Genomic DNA, 14,859 nt, shown 5'->3' on the forward strand with positions numbered 1-14,859 from the left:
CCCCGGGGTCGTTGAGCGAGGACGCCGCAGGGCGACCGAGACGAAACGCGGTATCTCGCGAGAGCGCCGCGTTTCGTCTCACTCGACCTTCGGCCGTGCTCGCTCGACGACCCCGAGAAGACAGGACGAACCCGCCGCCCCAGGGAGCGGGACGGCGGGTTCGGGTCGATGCGGGGCCTGCGCCCCGGATCCGATCAGGCGATCGGGTCGAGCAGCGGGATCTCGTAGCGGTGCGGGGTGCCGAAGCGGTGCGCGGTGACCGAGACCGCCTGCTCGCGCAGGAAGGTCAGGATCTCCACGCGGCCCGCGGCGACCACCGGGTTCGCGTACAGCGCGAGGCTCGGCGAGCCGTTCACGGCAGCGGCGGTCTCGGCCGCGGCGGCGCCGATGAGACGCACCCGTCCATCGCGTGCCGCGAGGCGCTGCGCGTGCGCAGCCCAGGCAGCGGCGTCCTCGGTCGCAACCGTGACGTCCTGCGTTCCGAGCCAGGTCGCGACGGCAGCCGGCAGCGCGGTCGCGGTGCTGACCGTGACCCGCGCACGGGCGCGGCGGCCGGCAGCCACGACGCGGACGAGCTCAGCGACGCGGGTGCCCTCGAAGCGCACCGTGACCGGCACGGCCTGGTAGCGCAGAGCGTTCTGCTCGGTGGTGAGGCCGGTCGCGTCGCGCACGACGCCGAACTCGTCGGCCCACGCGTCGATGTCGGTGGCGAGCGCGGAGCGCAGCCAGGCGATGTCGGCGTCCGCGTCGCCCGCGGCCGCCAGCGCGCCCACCGCACCGGTCGCGAGCGCGTCGAGCTCGCGCGTCGAGGAAACGGGAGCATCGGTCCACTCCGAGAGGCCCACGAGGTAGTTCGGGCCGCCCGCCTTGGATCCGGCGCCGACGGCGGCCTTCTTCCAGCCGCCGAACGGCTGACGCTGCACGATCGCGCCCGTGGTGCCGCGGTTGACGTAGACGTTGCCCGCCTGGATGGCGGCCAGCCACGTCTGGATCTCGTCCTCGTCGAGCGAGTGCAGACCCGAGGTGAGGCCGTAGTCGATGTCGTTGACGACGTCGATCGCCTCGGTCAGCGAGTCAGCGGTCATGATGCCGAGAACCGGGCCGAAGTACTCGACGCGGTGGAACTCGGATCCGCGCTTGACGCCGTCGCGGATGCCCGGACGCCACAGCTGTCCTGCGTCGTCGAGCTTCTCCGGCTGCAGCAGCCAGCTCTCGCCCGCGTGCAGGGTGGTGAGGGCGCCGAGAAGCTTGCCCTCGGCCGGGCCGATCAGCGGGCCGATGCGGTTGGAGCCGTTGCTGGGCTCGCCCACGTCGTAGGCGCGGACGGCGTCGACGAGCTGACGACGGAACCGCTCGGACTTCGCGGCGGATCCGACGAGCACGACAAGCGACGCCGCGGAGCACTTCTGGCCGGCGTGGCCGAACGCGGCGTACGCGACGTCCTTCGCGGCGAGGTCGAGGTCGGCGGACGGCGTGACGATGATCGCGTTCTTGCCGCTGGTCTCCGCGAGCAGCGGAAGGTCCTGGCGGAAGCCGCGGAACAGCTCGGCGGTCTCGTAGCCGCCGGTGAGGATGACACGGCCCACGGCCGGGTCGCTCACGAGCTTCGTGCCCAGGTCGCGGCCGTCGAGCTGCACGTACTGCAGCACCTCGCGCGGCACGCCGGCCTCCCACAGCGCCTCGACCATGACCGCGCCGGAGCGGCGGGCCTGACGGGCGGGCTTGATGATGACCGGGGATCCGGTGGCGAGCGCCGAGAGGGTGGATCCGGCCGGGATCGCGACCGGGAAGTTCCACGGCGGGGTGACGACCGTCAGCCCGACCGGCTGCATGATCGCGCCATCCACGTCGGCGAGGTCCTTCGCGCTCTCCGCGTAGTAGTGCGCGAAGTCGATCGCCTCGGAGACCTCGGGGTCGCCCTGCTCGATGACCTTGCCGGCCTCGGATCCCATGACCTCGAGCAGCTCGGCGCGACGCGCCTCGAGCACGTCGCCGGCCCTGTGCAGGATCGCGGCACGGCCCTCGGCACCCAGGGCGCGCCAGGCCTCGCCCGCGGCGACGGCGGCCGAGATCGCGGCGTCGACCTGCTCGGGAGTTGCGAGGGTGTTCGCCTCGACGGTCGCGTTGCCGAGCTCGGAGCCCTTCATGCGGGCGCGGATCGCGTCGCCCCAGGTGCGGTTCGCCGCGAGCGACGGGTCCGTGTCGGGGGCGTTCAGGAAGCCGTCCGTGAGACCGGGGGCCACGGGAGCCGTGCGGTCCTGCACGCGGTTGGTGCCCGGCACCTCGGTGGGCATGCTGCGCACGGAGGCGAGGAAGCGCTCCTTCTCGCGCTCGAAGAGCTTCGGGTCCGCGTCGAGGTCGAAGACCGCGGACATGAAGTTCTCCTGCGACGCGCCCTCCTCGAGGCGGCGGATGAGGTACGCGATCGCGACGTCGAACTCGTCCGGGTGCACGACCGGCGTGTAGAGCAGCAGGGATCCGACCGTGCGCTTGACGACCTGCGCCTGGGCCGAGGCCATGCCGAGCAGCATCTCGAACTCGATACCCTCGGTCACCCCGCGCTTCTCGGCGAGCAGCCACGCCATGGCGATGTCGAAGAGGTTGTGACCGGCGACGCCGATCCGCAGGTTGGTCACGTGCTCGGGGCGCAGCGCGTACTCGAGCACGGCCTTGTACGACGCGTCGGACTGCTGCTTGGTCGACCAGGTCGCGAGGGGCCAGCCGTGCGACTCGGCGTCGACGGTCTCCATGGGCAGGTTGGCGCCCTTCACGACGCGCACCTTGATCGGGGCACCGCCGTCGGCCACGCGCTTCCCGGCCCACTCCTGCAGGCGGATCATGGCGCCGAGGGCGTCGGGCAGGTACGCCTGCAGCACGATGCCGGCCTCGAGGGTCTTGAACTCGGGCCGGTCGAGGATCGAGGTGAAGACCGCGATCGTCAGGTCGAGGTCCTTGTACTCCTCCATGTCGAGGTTGATGAACTTCGCGGATCCGTCGGGCATGCCCTTGAGCGCGATCCGGTAGAGCGGCAGCAGCGCCTCTGCGGCGTCCTCGACGGCGGCGTCGAACGCCCACGGGCTGTGCGGGGCGACCGTCGACGAGACCTTGATCGAGACGTAGTCGACGTCGTCGCGCTCGAGCAGGCGGCGGGTGCCCTCCAGGCGACGCGCGGCCTCCTCGCGGCCGAGGATGGCCTCGCCGAGCAGGTTGATGTTGAGCTTCACGCCCTGGGTCTCGCGGATGTGCGCGATCGACTTGCCGAGCTTCTCGTCGCGGGCGTCCACGATGAGGTGGCGCACCATCTGGCGCAGCACGGTGCGGGCCGCGGGCACGACGATGCCGGGGACCATGCCCGCGGTCGCGCCGCCGAGGCCGATCGCGGCGCGCATCGGGGCGGGGAGGAACCCCGGGGTGAGCGGCACGAGCTCCTTGAGCTTGGCGGCGGCGACCTTGAGGTCCTCCGGGCGCACGACGCCGTCCACGAAGCCGACCGTGAAGTCGAGGCCGTGGGGGTCGCGCAGCACGCCGGCGAGACGCTCACCCGCGGCGTCGACGGGAACCTCACGGCTCTCCACGAGCCATTTCTTGACGAGGGCGACGGCGTCGTCGGCGAGGGCGGAGAGATCGTCGATGCCGGCTGCGGTGCCGACAGGGCTTTCGTTGGCAGTCATGGTTCCTCGTGGGTTCGGTGCCGTGTGCTGGGTTCGCACACGCGCGCTGGGGATCGCGCACGCGCGCGGGGATGCTCCCAGCATGGATCCGATCTCCCTGCAGGAAAAGCGATCATTCATGACGGATAATCTTCGATATATTCGATGGTTTGCGACCCGTTCCCTGACCGCGAGACTCCATCTGGGCGACGAGACTGCGCGCATGGAGTGCAGTCTCGTCGCGGAGTTGGAGTCTCGCGGTCAGCACGAGGCAAGGAGAGAGCATGTTCGAGTTGCGGAGACTGCGACTGCTGCACGAGTTCGCGCTGCGCGGGACGATCGCGGAGGTCGCGCACTCCCTCGCGTACAGCCCGTCCACGGTGTCGCAGCAGCTGGCGCTGCTGGAGCGCGAGGCGGGCGTCGCCCTGCTCGAACCGGATGGGCGGCGGATCCGGCTGACGGCCGAGGGACGGGTGCTCGCCGCGCACGCCGCTCGTGCCCTCGAGCTCGACGAACAGGCGAGGCAGGAGCTCAGCCAGGCACCCGCCGAAGCGGTGCGGATCAGCGCGATGCCGACCGCCGCCGAGACCATCGTCCCTGCGGCCCTCACCGCCGTCGCCGCGTCGCACCCGCACCTGCGCGTCGAGATGACCGAGGCGCCGCCCGAGGAGGGTTTGTTCGAACTGACCGCCCGCCGCTTCGACCTCGTGATCGCCGAGCAGTATCCCGGCCACACCCGCGAGCGGCACGCGGGCAACGCGCACGAGCTGATCGGCGAAGACCCGATCCGCCTCGTCCTGCCTCCCGGCGAGGACGCGGTCTCGCTCCCCCGGCTGCGGGAGCGCGCCTGGGTGATGGAGCCGATCGGATCCGCTGCACGGCAGTGGGCCGTGCAGCAGTGCCGCGCCGCGGGCTTCGAACCCGACGTGCGCTTCGAGGCGGCGGATCTGACGGCGCACGTGCGGCTCATCGAGTCCGGCCACGCGGTCGGGATGCTGCCCGATCTCATCTGGGGCGACGCCCCCGCGCACGTCACGCTGTCGGAGCTGCCCGGATCCCCCGTGCGCGAGGTGTTCACGGCGGTGCGCGAGTCCGCCCGCGCCTCGGAGGCGATCGGCGCCGTCCGCGGCGCCCTGGCGCAGGCGTTCGCTCAGCATCGCCGGCCCCGACGGCGTCGCTGAGCGCCCTTCGTCTCGCTTCGCTCGCTCAGGGACCGATCCATGAGCCGGTCCCTGAGCGAGGAGCGCAGCGACGAGACGAAGGGCGTCTCGGTCGCCTGCGGCCGGTCCCTGAGCCTGTCGAAGGGCGCTCAACGACCCCGGAGGGGGTCAGCCCGCGCGCACGCTCGCGTGCGGGATCCGCTGGCGCATCACCCGCACGGCCTCCGGACTCACGTCGACGAGCAGGGCGTCCCGGCCGAGCGCGGAGGCGACGGCGCCCGTGGTGCCGGAGCCGGCGAAGAGGTCGAGCACCCGGTCGCCGGGACGGCTCGACGCCTGCACGATGCGGCGCAGGATCCCCTCAGGCTTCTGCGTGGGATAGCCGGTCTTCTCGCGCCCCGTGGTCGGCACGATCGTGTGCCACCACACATCGGTGGGGAGCTTGCCGCGCTCGCGCTTGGCGGCGCTCACGAGGCTCGGCGCCATGTACGGCTCGCGCTCGATGTCGTCGACGTTGAACACATGCCCGCCCGGCGTCTTCACGTAGACCAGGATCGTGTCGTGCTTCGTGGGCCAGCGGGTGCGCGGCTTGGCACCGTAGTCGTAGGCCCAGATGAGCTCGTTCAGGAAGCAGTCGCGGCCGAACACCGCGTCGAGCATGACCTTGGCGTAGTGCGCCTCGCGGTAGTCGAGGTGCAGGTAGAGCGTGCCGTCGTCGGCGAGCAGCCGCCACGCCTCCTCGAGGCGCGGCATGAGGAAGTCGCCGTAGTCGTCGAAGCGGTCGTCGTAGGCGTGCAGCAGCTCGCGCACCCGCTCGTACCGGTGGCCGTGGAAGCCGTGATTGACCTCGCGGGGGCGTTCCGAATTCAGGATCGATGGCGCAGAAGGCGCCGAAACAGGCTCGGGTTCCGCGGCTCCGGAGCCTTCGTCCTGAATCGCGTCCGCCGGACGATCGGCCCGACGGGTCGAGACCGCGTGCCGCTCCTGCGTGCGGCCGGTGTTGAACGGCGGATCCAGGTAGACGAGCGTGAAGGATCCGTCCGGCAGCGTCCTCGCCACGTCGAGCGCCTCGCCGTGCACGATCTCGACGGATCCGGCACGGACCTCGGGTGCGGCGGGAGGTCCGACGGGCTCAACGGCCGGAGCAGCTTCAGCCCCGTCGCTCACGGAACCCGGTGCAGCCAGGCCTCGGTGGCGAACTTCGTGCGCACGAGCTCCTCCGCGGCCTCGTACTCGTCGGCGGCGATCGCGCCGTCCTCGGCCCTCGTGATGCCGCGGAACGTGTCCTTGAACCGCTCGATGATCTCGGCACGGCTGAGGCCGGTCTGGCTGCGCAGCGGATCCACCCGCTTGGCCGCCGACGCCGTGCCCTTGTCGCTCAGTTTCTCGCGTCCGATGCGCAGCACCTCGGTCATCATCTGGCCGTCGATGTCGTACGAGAGCGTCGCGTGGTGCAGCACGCCGCCGTTCGCGAGGCGCTTCTGCGCGGCGCCGCCGATCTTGCCGCTCGGACCGGCGATGTCGTTGAGCGGCTGATAGATCGCGTCGATGCCGAGCGAGCGCAGCGCCTGCAGCACCCAGTCGTCGAGGAACGCATAGGAGTCGGCGAACGTCATGCCCTGCACGAGCGACGCCGGCACGTACAGCGAATAGGTGATGATCTGGCCCGCGGCCATCATCATCGCGCCGCCGCCGGAGATCCGGCGGACGACGTCGAAGCCGTGCTTCGCGGCCCCTTCCGGATCCACCTCGTTGCGATAGGACTGGAAGGATCCGATCACGACCGCGGACTCGTCCCACTCCCAGATCCGGAGCGTCGGACGGCGCCGCCCCTCGCCGACGCGCGTGGTGAGCACCTCGTCGAGCGCGAGGTTCATGCGCGGCGAGACGGCCTTGTCGTGCAGGATCTCCCAGTCGAAGTCGCCCCAGCCGGGCGCCGTCACGAGCGCGCGACGCACCGCGGTGCCGACCGCCTCGGGAGTGAGCCCGAGCAGCTGAGCGCCCTCGGGAAGCGCGGCGCGCACGGCCGCGGCTATGGCGGAGGCGTCCGTCTCGACGGGCAGCCCCGTGACCGCGGCGTTGATGTCGTCGAGGGCGTCGTCCGGTTCGAGGAAGAAGTCGCCCGCCAGCCGGAAGTCGGCGATCACGCCGTCCGTCACCTCGAAGTCGACGACGACCAGCTTGCCGCCAGGAACCTTGTACTCACCGTGCACCGCTCCAGCCTACGCGGCGGCGTGCGGGCGCGGATCCGCGGCTCAGTCGCGGCGCGGGATGTGCTTGTCGAGCCAGGCGAGCAGATCCGCCCGCACCTCGTCCTGCTGCAGCTCGTTGAAGATCTCGTGGCGCGCGTCGGGGTAGACGAGCGTGGTCACGTCGCTGAGGCCGGAACGGTTGCGGTAGTCGTCGGCGAGGCGGTGCACGCTGCGCGGTCCGCCGACCGGGTCGTCCCGGCCGACCATGAGCAGCACCGGCACGTCATTCGGGAAGTCCTTGCCCGGGCGCCCGTAGAGTCGCGCGGCCTCGATCGGCCCGAACAGCTTGAGCAGCGGCACCTCGGTCGTCAGCGGATCGGCGCGGAACGCGTCCCACACCGCGGGGTCGCGCGTGAGCCACTCCAGGCCGTGCGCGTCCGGCCCCTTCCACCGCGCGTTCAGCGGCATCGAGTTGAGGTCGGTCGGGGTGCGGTGGGCGGATCCGGTCAGGATCACGGCGTCGTAGCCGTCCGGGTGCGCGTTCAGGACCATCTGCGCGAGGAAGGATCCCCACGAGTGACCGAGCAGCACGAGCGGGAGCCCGGGGTTCTCGCCACGGATGAGCTCGGTCAGCTGCCACTCGTCCGCGACGACGGCGCGCATGCCGCCGGGGCCGAGCCGGCCCAGCTTCGCCGCGTCGCCGTGCTGCTTCATGCCCGTGCGTCCGTGGCCGCGATGGTCGTCGGCGTAGACCGCGAAGCCGGCGGCGGTGAGCGCGGCGATCAGCGCGCCGTAGCGGCCGGCATGCTCGCCGACGCCGTGCAGCAGCTGGACCACGCCGCGGGGGGCGACGCCGTCAGCGGCGGGGTGGACGTCGTAGACGATCGCGATGCCGTGTGCGTCGGTGAACTCGGCGGTGCGGGGCTCAGCCATGCCCCGAGTCTACGGATCCGGACCGCCGAGCGCGGATCGGGTCCGCAGATGACGCGGTCAGAGCCCGACCGCGGCGCGCACGGCGAGGGCCTCGGCGAGGTCGGTGACCTCGTGGCCGCCGCCATCGTCCGCGGCGGAGCCCATCCGCACGGACCCGGCTGCGGCGACCGTGCGCTTGGCGGAGAAGTGCAGCGCGTCCACGCCGGTCGCGGCGATCTCGGCCGCGTTCGCCGCAGTGACCCCGCTGCCCGCCATCACCTCGATCCGCCCCTCGGCGGCCGAGACGAGGGCGCGCAGCACGCCGAGCCCGTCGCGCGCGGCCGATGCTCCGCCCGAGGTCAGCACGCGGGTGAAGCCCAGGGCGAGCGCGACGTCGAGTCCCGCCCGCGGATCCGGCGTCGCATCGATCGCCCGGTGCAGCGTCACCTGGGCGTCGGCGCGCGCCTCGCGGGCCGCATCGCGCAGTCGCGCGAGCGCGTCCGCATCGAGCTCGCCGCCGGCGGTCTGCGCGCCGATCACGACGCCCGCGGCGCCGTGAGCGAGCATCCACTTCACGTCGCGCACCGCGGTCGCGATCTCGTCCGCGTCGTAGTGGAAACCGCCCGCCCTCGGACGCACCAGGACGTGCACCTCCGGGCCCGCGCCCGTCCCTGCGGCCTCGACCGCGAGCTCGAGCGTCGCCGGCGACGGCGTGAGTCCGCCGAGCGCGAGGGCCTGCGTCAGCTCGACGCGGCGTGCGCCGATCTCGCGGGCGATGCGCACCCCGGCGGCATCCTGGACGGCGACTTCGAGCGCGAGCGGCATTCGTCCATTCTCACCGGTCGACGTGTCGAGTGGAACGGACGCGCGGGGCATTTGTTCAGCCGCTTGCATAACCGGTGTCACTGCTCGGGGCCCCGGCGTCGCCGACCAGGGCGAGCCGGCCGCATCCGGGTGGTCCGGCCGGCCCGCCGACGACGCCGTGGACTACGCGAGGGCGGAGCGGATGCTCTCCGCGGTGTACGCCTGGCGGGGATGCCGCTCGGCGGTGCGCGCCGCGAGATCGAGCAGTGCGGTGCGGACCTCGACCGTCCTGCTGTCCGGGCAGCGGAGGACCGCGAGCTCGAGATGGCCGAGCAGGCCGCTCCGTTTCGCCACGACGTCCAGGTAGACGTCCCACGCCCGCGGATCCTCGCACAGTGCCAGCAGATAGGCGGCCTCCGCGCGCGTGGTCGGCGCGGACGCCGTTATCAGACCTTCGGCGATCGGATGCATCCAGGCCCGCCAGGCGTCGGCATCCGCGTCGGTGCCGGTCGCCGCGACGGGATCCTGCTGCCACATCGGGTGCGTGACGTAGCGTTCGTAGGCGTTCCTGATCGCGATCAGCAGGGTGTCCCGCAGGGCGACGTCATCCGTGCGAAGCGCTTCGGCCAGCTCCCGCAGGGTGCCCGCCGAGAGGAAGTGGGTCCGCACGGGCAGCATCATCCAGCTCAGCTCCGCCCGCGCCAGCGCACTCAGCCGTCGCGCCGCGCGAAGGCGATCCGCGGATTCCGGGGCGCGCAGCCCGTCCGCGAGCCCCGCGAGCTCGGCCTCCCGCTGAGCGGCGGTCGCGGCGAAGCGCGCCGACCCGAGTAGCTCTGACACCTGCGTGCTCACAGCTGCCACCGTAGCCGCACGCCGCGGGAGGACGGATCCGCCTCAGCGCCCGCCTCGGGCTCGTTTCGGCACCCCGGACCGCGGAACGCGCCCACGACCTCGAATACTTAGTTAGGCTATCTAAGCAATGACTTCTGAGAACCTGCACGAGACCGCCACCGAACTGCGCCTCGCCACGTTCCGGCTCGCCCGCCGTCTGCGCTCCGTCCGCGCCGTGGACAGCCGCAACACCGCGATGAGCGACGCCCAGCTGGGCGTGCTCGCCGCGCTCCGCGCGCACGGCCGCCACTCCCTCACCGCGCTCGCCGACCGCGAACGCGTGACCGCCCCGACCATGAGCGCGCTCGTGACGGGTCTCGAGGAGCAGGGCTACGCGATCCGGATCCCCGATGATCAGGATCGCCGCCGCGTCCATGTGGACATCACCCCGGCGGGTGAATCGATCGTGGTCGAGACGTTCGAGCGGCGCACGCAGCTGCTGATGACCGAGATCGCCGAGCTGGACCTGACCGAGGACGAGCTGCGGGTCCTGCACGAGGCCAGCATCCTGATGCGGAAGCTGGCCGAGCTGTGAGCCAGATGTTCCGCTCCTTCGGAGTGTTCAATTACCGGGTCTGGTTCTTCGGCGCGATCATCTCGAACATCGGCGGCTGGATGCAGTCGACCGCGCAGGACTGGGTCGTGCTCACCGAGCTCACGCACAACGACGCCAGCGCGATGGGCGCGACGATGGCTCTGCAGTTCGGGCCGCCCCTGGTGCTGGTCGGTCTCACCGGCCGGGTCGCCGACCGCTTCGACCGGCGCCGGATCCTGCTCGTCACCCAGACCACGCTGATGCTCCTCGCCCTCGGCGTCGCAGCGCTGCTGCTCACGCACGTGATGACGCTGCCCCTGATGCTCGTGTTCGCCGCGTGCTTCGGCATCGCGAACGCGTTCGACGCTCCGGCCCGGCAGGCGTTCGTGTCCGACATGGTGGCGATGGAGAACGCGTCGAACGCCGTCGCGCTGAACTCGGCGTCCTTCAACATGGCACGCCTGATCGGCCCCGCCGTCGGCGGCCTCTCGATCGTCGCCCTCGGCTCCGGCTGGGTCTTCGTCGCGAACGCGGCCACGTTCCTCGCGATGATCGTTGCGCTGCTCATGATCCGCACCCGCGAGCTCATGCCCCGCCCGAAGAACCGTCGCGCGGGCGGGCTCATGGTGGGCATGCGGTACGTCGGCAGCCGCCCGGATCTCCTGGTCGTGTTCGCGATGGTGTTCCTCATCGGCGCGTTCGGCATGAACTTCCCGATCTTCGCCTCGACCATGGCGCTCGAGTTCCACAAGCAGGCCGACGGCTACGGCGTGCTCAGCTCGGTGCTCGCGATCGGGTCCCTCACCGGGGCCCTGCTGGCAGCCCGGCGCGATCGCGCCAGGGTGCGGGTGCTCATGATCGCCGCCGGAGGGTTCGGCGTCGCATCGATCGTGTCCGCGCAGATGCCGACCTACGTGTCCTATGCGATCACGCTCGTCTTCGTGGGGTTCTCCACGGTGACCATGCTCACGACCGCGAACGGCTACGTGCAGACGACGACGGATCCGGCCCTCCGCGGTCGGGTGCTCGCGCTCTACATGGCGGTCGTGATGGGCGCGACCCCGATCGGCGCCCCGATCGCGGGCTGGGTGGCGGACGCCTTCGGGCCGCGCGCCGCGATCATGGTGGGCGGCGCCGCAGGTCTCGTGTCCTTCGCGATCGGCGCCGGCTGGATGCTCCACTCCGGGCGACTGCATCGCCGGGAGGACGCCCGCTTCCTGCTCACCCTCGACGAGACCCGCCCCGTGCGGGTGGTCGAGGCGATGCAGCGCGCCTTCATCCCGCCGATCACGAGCGCGACCACGCCGATCCGGGTCGAGCCGCGCACCGGCACCGCGCCGGGGAGCGAGCGTCTCGACGGGACCGGATCCGCCGGGACCGGTTTCGCCCGCACCGGATCCGGTGACGTCGGCCTCGACGCGCCCTGCGCCGACCTCGACGCCAGCCGCGCCGACGCGACGAAGCGCGACGGATCGGGCGACGGCGCGTGAGCGACGCCGTCCCGACCGGCGACGCGCGCGCCCGCCGTTCGCTGCTTCCCGCGCTCGGCGCGCTCTCGGCGTTCGGGCCGCTCTCGATGGATCTCTACATCCCGGCGCTCCCGCAGCTGGGCCGCGACCTGCACACCACCGAGGCCCTCGCGCAGGTCACGATGAGCGCGTGCCTCATCGGGCTCGCCCTCGGCCAGCTGCTGTGGGGGCCGATCAGCGACCGCTACGGCCGCCGCCGCCCGCTGCTGTGGGCCGTGGCGGGGTTCGCGGTCGCCTCGTTCGTGTGCGCGGTCTCCCCCTCGATCGAGCTGCTGATCCTGGTGCGCCTGCTGCAGGGACTGTGCGGGGCAGCCGGGATGGCGATCGCCCGCGCGGTGGTGCACGACGTGCACAAGGGCTCCGAGGCGACCGCCGGGTTCGCCACGCTGACCGCGATCTCGGGCGCGGCGCCGGTGCTCGCGCCGCTCCTGGGCGGCGCGCTGCTGACCTTCACCGACTGGCGCGGCCTGTTCGTCGCGCTGGGCGTGATCGGCGCACTGCTGCTGCTGACGGCGGCGCTGTACGTGCCGGAGACGCATCCCCTCGCCGAGCGGACCACGGGCGGGCTCGGCAACGACCTGCGCGGCATCGGGGCGGCCCTCGGCAACGGGCCGTTCATGGTGTTCGCCCTCGCCCTCGGCCTGGCCTCCGCCGGATTCTTCGCCTACCTGCAGATGTCGTCGTTCGTGCTGCAGAACCAGTTCGGCGTCGACGCGCAGGGCTTCGCACTGATCTTCGCGCTGAACTCCGGAGGCATCGTGCTCGGCGCGTGGATCAGCCGCCGCCTCGCCCGTCGCACCGGCGAGCGCCGCATCGACGGACGCCGCATCGTGCTGATCTCCCTCATGATCGGGACCGCGGCGGCCACGGCGGTCCTGCTGAGCGCGCTGCTGCACAGCCCACTGCCCTGGCTGCTCGCGCCGCTCTTCGTGCTGGTCGGCCTGCACGGCGTGAACAACCCGACCCTGACCGCGCTCGCCCTGTCCCGCATCACGCGCGGAGCCGGATCCGCTTCCGCCGTGCTGGGCACCATGGCCGCCCTGCTGGGTGCGCTCCTGCCGCCGCTGCTGTCGCACGCCGGGGTCTCGGCGACTCTGATGGGCGCGACGATGCTGATCGCGTTCGCTGCCGCACTGGCGCTGCTCGCCGCGACCGGACGCGTCACCCGCCCCAGGGACTGATGCCGGGAACTTCTTACGAATCCGTGATCTCGACGCGCCCGGTGCCGCTGAGGTTCCTACGCTGAGAACATGACCGGATCCGCGTCGCGCGACAGGGCGCTGGCCGCCGCGGCCGGCGTCGCGGCTGCCCTGCTCGGCATCGGCGCCGGTGAGCTCGCAGCGACGCTGCTCGCGCCGTCATCGAGCCCCTTCGCGGTCGTCGGAGGCGTTCTCATCGACGCGGCCCCCTCCTGGGCGAAGGACACGGCGATCGCGTGGTTCGGGACCGGGGACAAGGCGGCGCTGCTCACCGGGATCGCGATCGTGCTGCTCGCCGCGGCCGCGGCGCTCGGACTCTGCGAACGACGCTGGCGCAGCGTGGGAGTCGCCGGGTTCGTCGTGCTGGGCGTCGTCGTCGCCGTGATCGCGCCGATGCGCGCCGACGCTGCCCCTCTGTCGTGGCTGCCCGCGCTGCTGGCCGGCATCGTCGCGGCCGTCGTGCTGCGGATGCTCGTTCGACGGCTGCCCGAGCCGGGGGCGGCGGGCTCGGAGGCGGGTGCGGCTTCGGGCTCGGGTCCAGTGCCGGCTGCGGAGCACGCCGCGACCGCGGTCGCCGACGGCACCTCCCGTCGCCGCTTCCTCGCCTGGACCATCGGCACCGCCGCGATCGGCGTACTCGCTGCTGTCGCCGCGACCGCGGGCCGGGCCGGATCCGTCGCCGTCGGCGCCGTGCGCTCGGCGCTGCACCTGCCCAAGCCGGCGAAGCCGGCCCCGCCGATCCCCGCGGGCGCGGCACTGAAAGTCGACGGGCTCACCCCGCTGCTCACCCCGAACGCCGACTTCTACCGGATCGACACGGCACTGATCGTCCCCCAGGTGGATCCGGCGCAGTGGAAGCTGCGGATCCACGGCCTCGTCGCGCACGAGGTCACGCTCACTTGGGACGAGCTGCTCGCCCTGCCGCTCGTGGAGTCGGCGGCGACCCTGTCCTGCGTGTCGAACGACGTCGGCGGCGACCTCGTCGGCAACGCCCTGTGGCTCGGCTACCCGATCCGGGAGCTGCTCGCGAAGGCGCAGCCCTCCGCCGACGCCGACATGGTGCTCTCCACCTCGGTCGACGGCTTCACCGCCGGTACGCCGCTCGAGACGCTGACCGACGACCGCAACGCGCTGCTCGCGATCGGCATGAACGGCCAGCCGCTCCCGTTCGAGCACGGCTTCCCCGTGCGGATGGTCGTGCCGGGCCTGTACGGATACGTCTCCGCGACGAAGTGGGTCACGGATCTGGAGGTCACCCGCTTCGACCGCGCGACCGCGTACTGGACGGACCGGGGCTGGTCCTCCCGGGGTCCGATCAAGCTCTCCTCGCGCATCGACGTGCCGCGCCCGAACCGCGCGATCTCTGCGGGCGACACCGTGATCGCCGGCGTGGCCTGGCAGCCGCACGAAGGGATCTCCGGGGTCGAGGTGCAGGTCGACGACGGCCCGTGGCAGCGGGCCGAGCTCGCCCCGGCGATCTCCGCCGACACCTGGGTGCAGTGGCGGCTCCCCTGGAGCGCCGCCGCGGGACAGCGCGTGCTCCGCTGCCGCGCGATCGGCGCCGACGGCACGGTGCAGACCGCGCAGATGGCGCCCCCGGCCCCCGACGGCGCAACCGGCTGGCACACGGTCGCCGTGACGGTGAACGCCTGATCCGGCCCTTTTCCGGGCACCTCCCCTGGTTTTGGGGCGCACCCCCTCGTTTTGGGGCGCCCCTTGCCACGAAATCCCGGCACCGTGCGCCCCAAAACGAGAGAGCACGCCCCGAACCGGGCTCGCTCACCCGGGACGGCCTGGATCCTGGCCGGGCCCGATTCCTGGCACCTACCCTGGTTTTTGGGGCGCGTCCCCGGGTTTTGGGGCGCGTCCGACCAGGAAATTCTGGTACCCGGCGCCCCAAAACGAGAAACGGCGCCCCAAACCGGGCTCCGCCCACCCCGGCACCCGACAACACCCCGAACCCCGGCACCCGACAACACCCCGAACC

11 protein-coding genes are annotated in these 14,859 nt (G+C 72.1%); 5 read left to right on the forward strand and 6 right to left on the reverse strand.

Translation table 11 applies throughout. From position 1 onward, the window contains the following. Window positions 1–194 precede the first annotated feature (194 nt). A complete protein-coding gene (locus tag RS86_RS01040; RefSeq protein WP_045270350.1) occupies window positions 195–3,671 on the reverse strand; it encodes a bifunctional proline dehydrogenase/L-glutamate gamma-semialdehyde dehydrogenase in 3,477 nt (1,158 codons plus the stop codon). A gap of 263 nt (window positions 3,672–3,934) precedes the next feature. Between RS86_RS01040 and RS86_RS01045 the strand changes: the two genes are divergently transcribed. Further along, window positions 3,935–4,831 (forward strand): LysR family transcriptional regulator, encoded by an 897-nt coding sequence (locus RS86_RS01045; RefSeq protein WP_045270351.1) that lies wholly within the window; start codon window positions 3,935–3,937, stop codon window positions 4,829–4,831. Window positions 4,832–4,978: 147 nt separating this feature from the next. Here the strand turns inward: RS86_RS01045 and RS86_RS01050 are convergent, their stop codons facing one another. From RS86_RS01050 to RS86_RS01070, 5 genes are all read right to left on the reverse strand, one after another. Continuing rightward, complete coding sequence (locus RS86_RS01050; RefSeq protein ID WP_235281557.1) at window positions 4,979–5,977, reverse strand: DNA-methyltransferase; 999 nt, start codon at window positions 5,975–5,977, stop codon at window positions 4,979–4,981. Further along, complete coding sequence (locus RS86_RS01055) at window positions 5,974–7,023, reverse strand: lipoyl protein ligase domain-containing protein (RefSeq protein WP_045270352.1); 1,050 nt, start codon at window positions 7,021–7,023, stop codon at window positions 5,974–5,976. Before RS86_RS01055 ends, RS86_RS01050 begins: the two co-directional genes overlap by 4 nt. A gap of 42 nt (window positions 7,024–7,065) precedes the next feature. After that, on the reverse strand, window positions 7,066–7,935 hold the full coding sequence (locus tag RS86_RS01060; protein WP_045270353.1) for an alpha/beta fold hydrolase: 870 nt from the start codon (window positions 7,933–7,935) through the stop codon (window positions 7,066–7,068). A gap of 57 nt (window positions 7,936–7,992) precedes the next feature. Next, window positions 7,993–8,739, reverse strand: coding sequence for a copper homeostasis protein CutC (locus tag RS86_RS01065; RefSeq protein ID WP_045270354.1), 747 nt, complete (start codon window positions 8,737–8,739; stop codon window positions 7,993–7,995). 162 nt (window positions 8,740–8,901) lie between these two features. Next, window positions 8,902–9,570, reverse strand: a complete 669-nt coding sequence (locus RS86_RS01070) for a hypothetical protein (RefSeq protein WP_152642021.1) — start codon at window positions 9,568–9,570, stop codon at window positions 8,902–8,904. A 127-nt stretch (window positions 9,571–9,697) separates the two neighbouring features. Here RS86_RS01070 and RS86_RS01075 point away from each other — a divergent pair, with 127 nt between their 5' ends. The 4 genes from RS86_RS01075 to RS86_RS01090 all read left to right on the forward strand — a co-directional run bounded on the left by RS86_RS01075 (window position 9,698) and on the right by RS86_RS01090 (window position 14,525). Beyond that, entirely contained in the window at window positions 9,698–10,144 is a 447-nt protein-coding gene (locus RS86_RS01075) for a MarR family winged helix-turn-helix transcriptional regulator (protein WP_045270356.1), read from the forward strand. Window positions 10,145–10,149: 5 nt separating this feature from the next. Then, entirely contained in the window at window positions 10,150–11,634 is a 1,485-nt protein-coding gene (locus RS86_RS01080) for an MFS transporter (RefSeq protein WP_045270365.1), read from the forward strand. Continuing rightward, entirely contained in the window at window positions 11,631–12,854 is a 1,224-nt protein-coding gene (locus RS86_RS01085) for a multidrug effflux MFS transporter (RefSeq protein WP_045270357.1), read from the forward strand. The genes RS86_RS01080 and RS86_RS01085 overlap by 4 nt, the downstream gene beginning before the upstream one ends. A gap of 69 nt (window positions 12,855–12,923) precedes the next feature. Then, entirely contained in the window at window positions 12,924–14,525 is a 1,602-nt protein-coding gene (locus RS86_RS01090; RefSeq protein ID WP_045270358.1) for a molybdopterin-dependent oxidoreductase, read from the forward strand. Window positions 14,526–14,859 lie beyond the last annotated feature (334 nt).

It is taken from the genome of Microbacterium azadirachtae, assembly GCF_000956505.1.
GTDB lineage: Bacteria > Actinomycetota > Actinomycetes > Actinomycetales > Microbacteriaceae > Microbacterium > Microbacterium azadirachtae_A.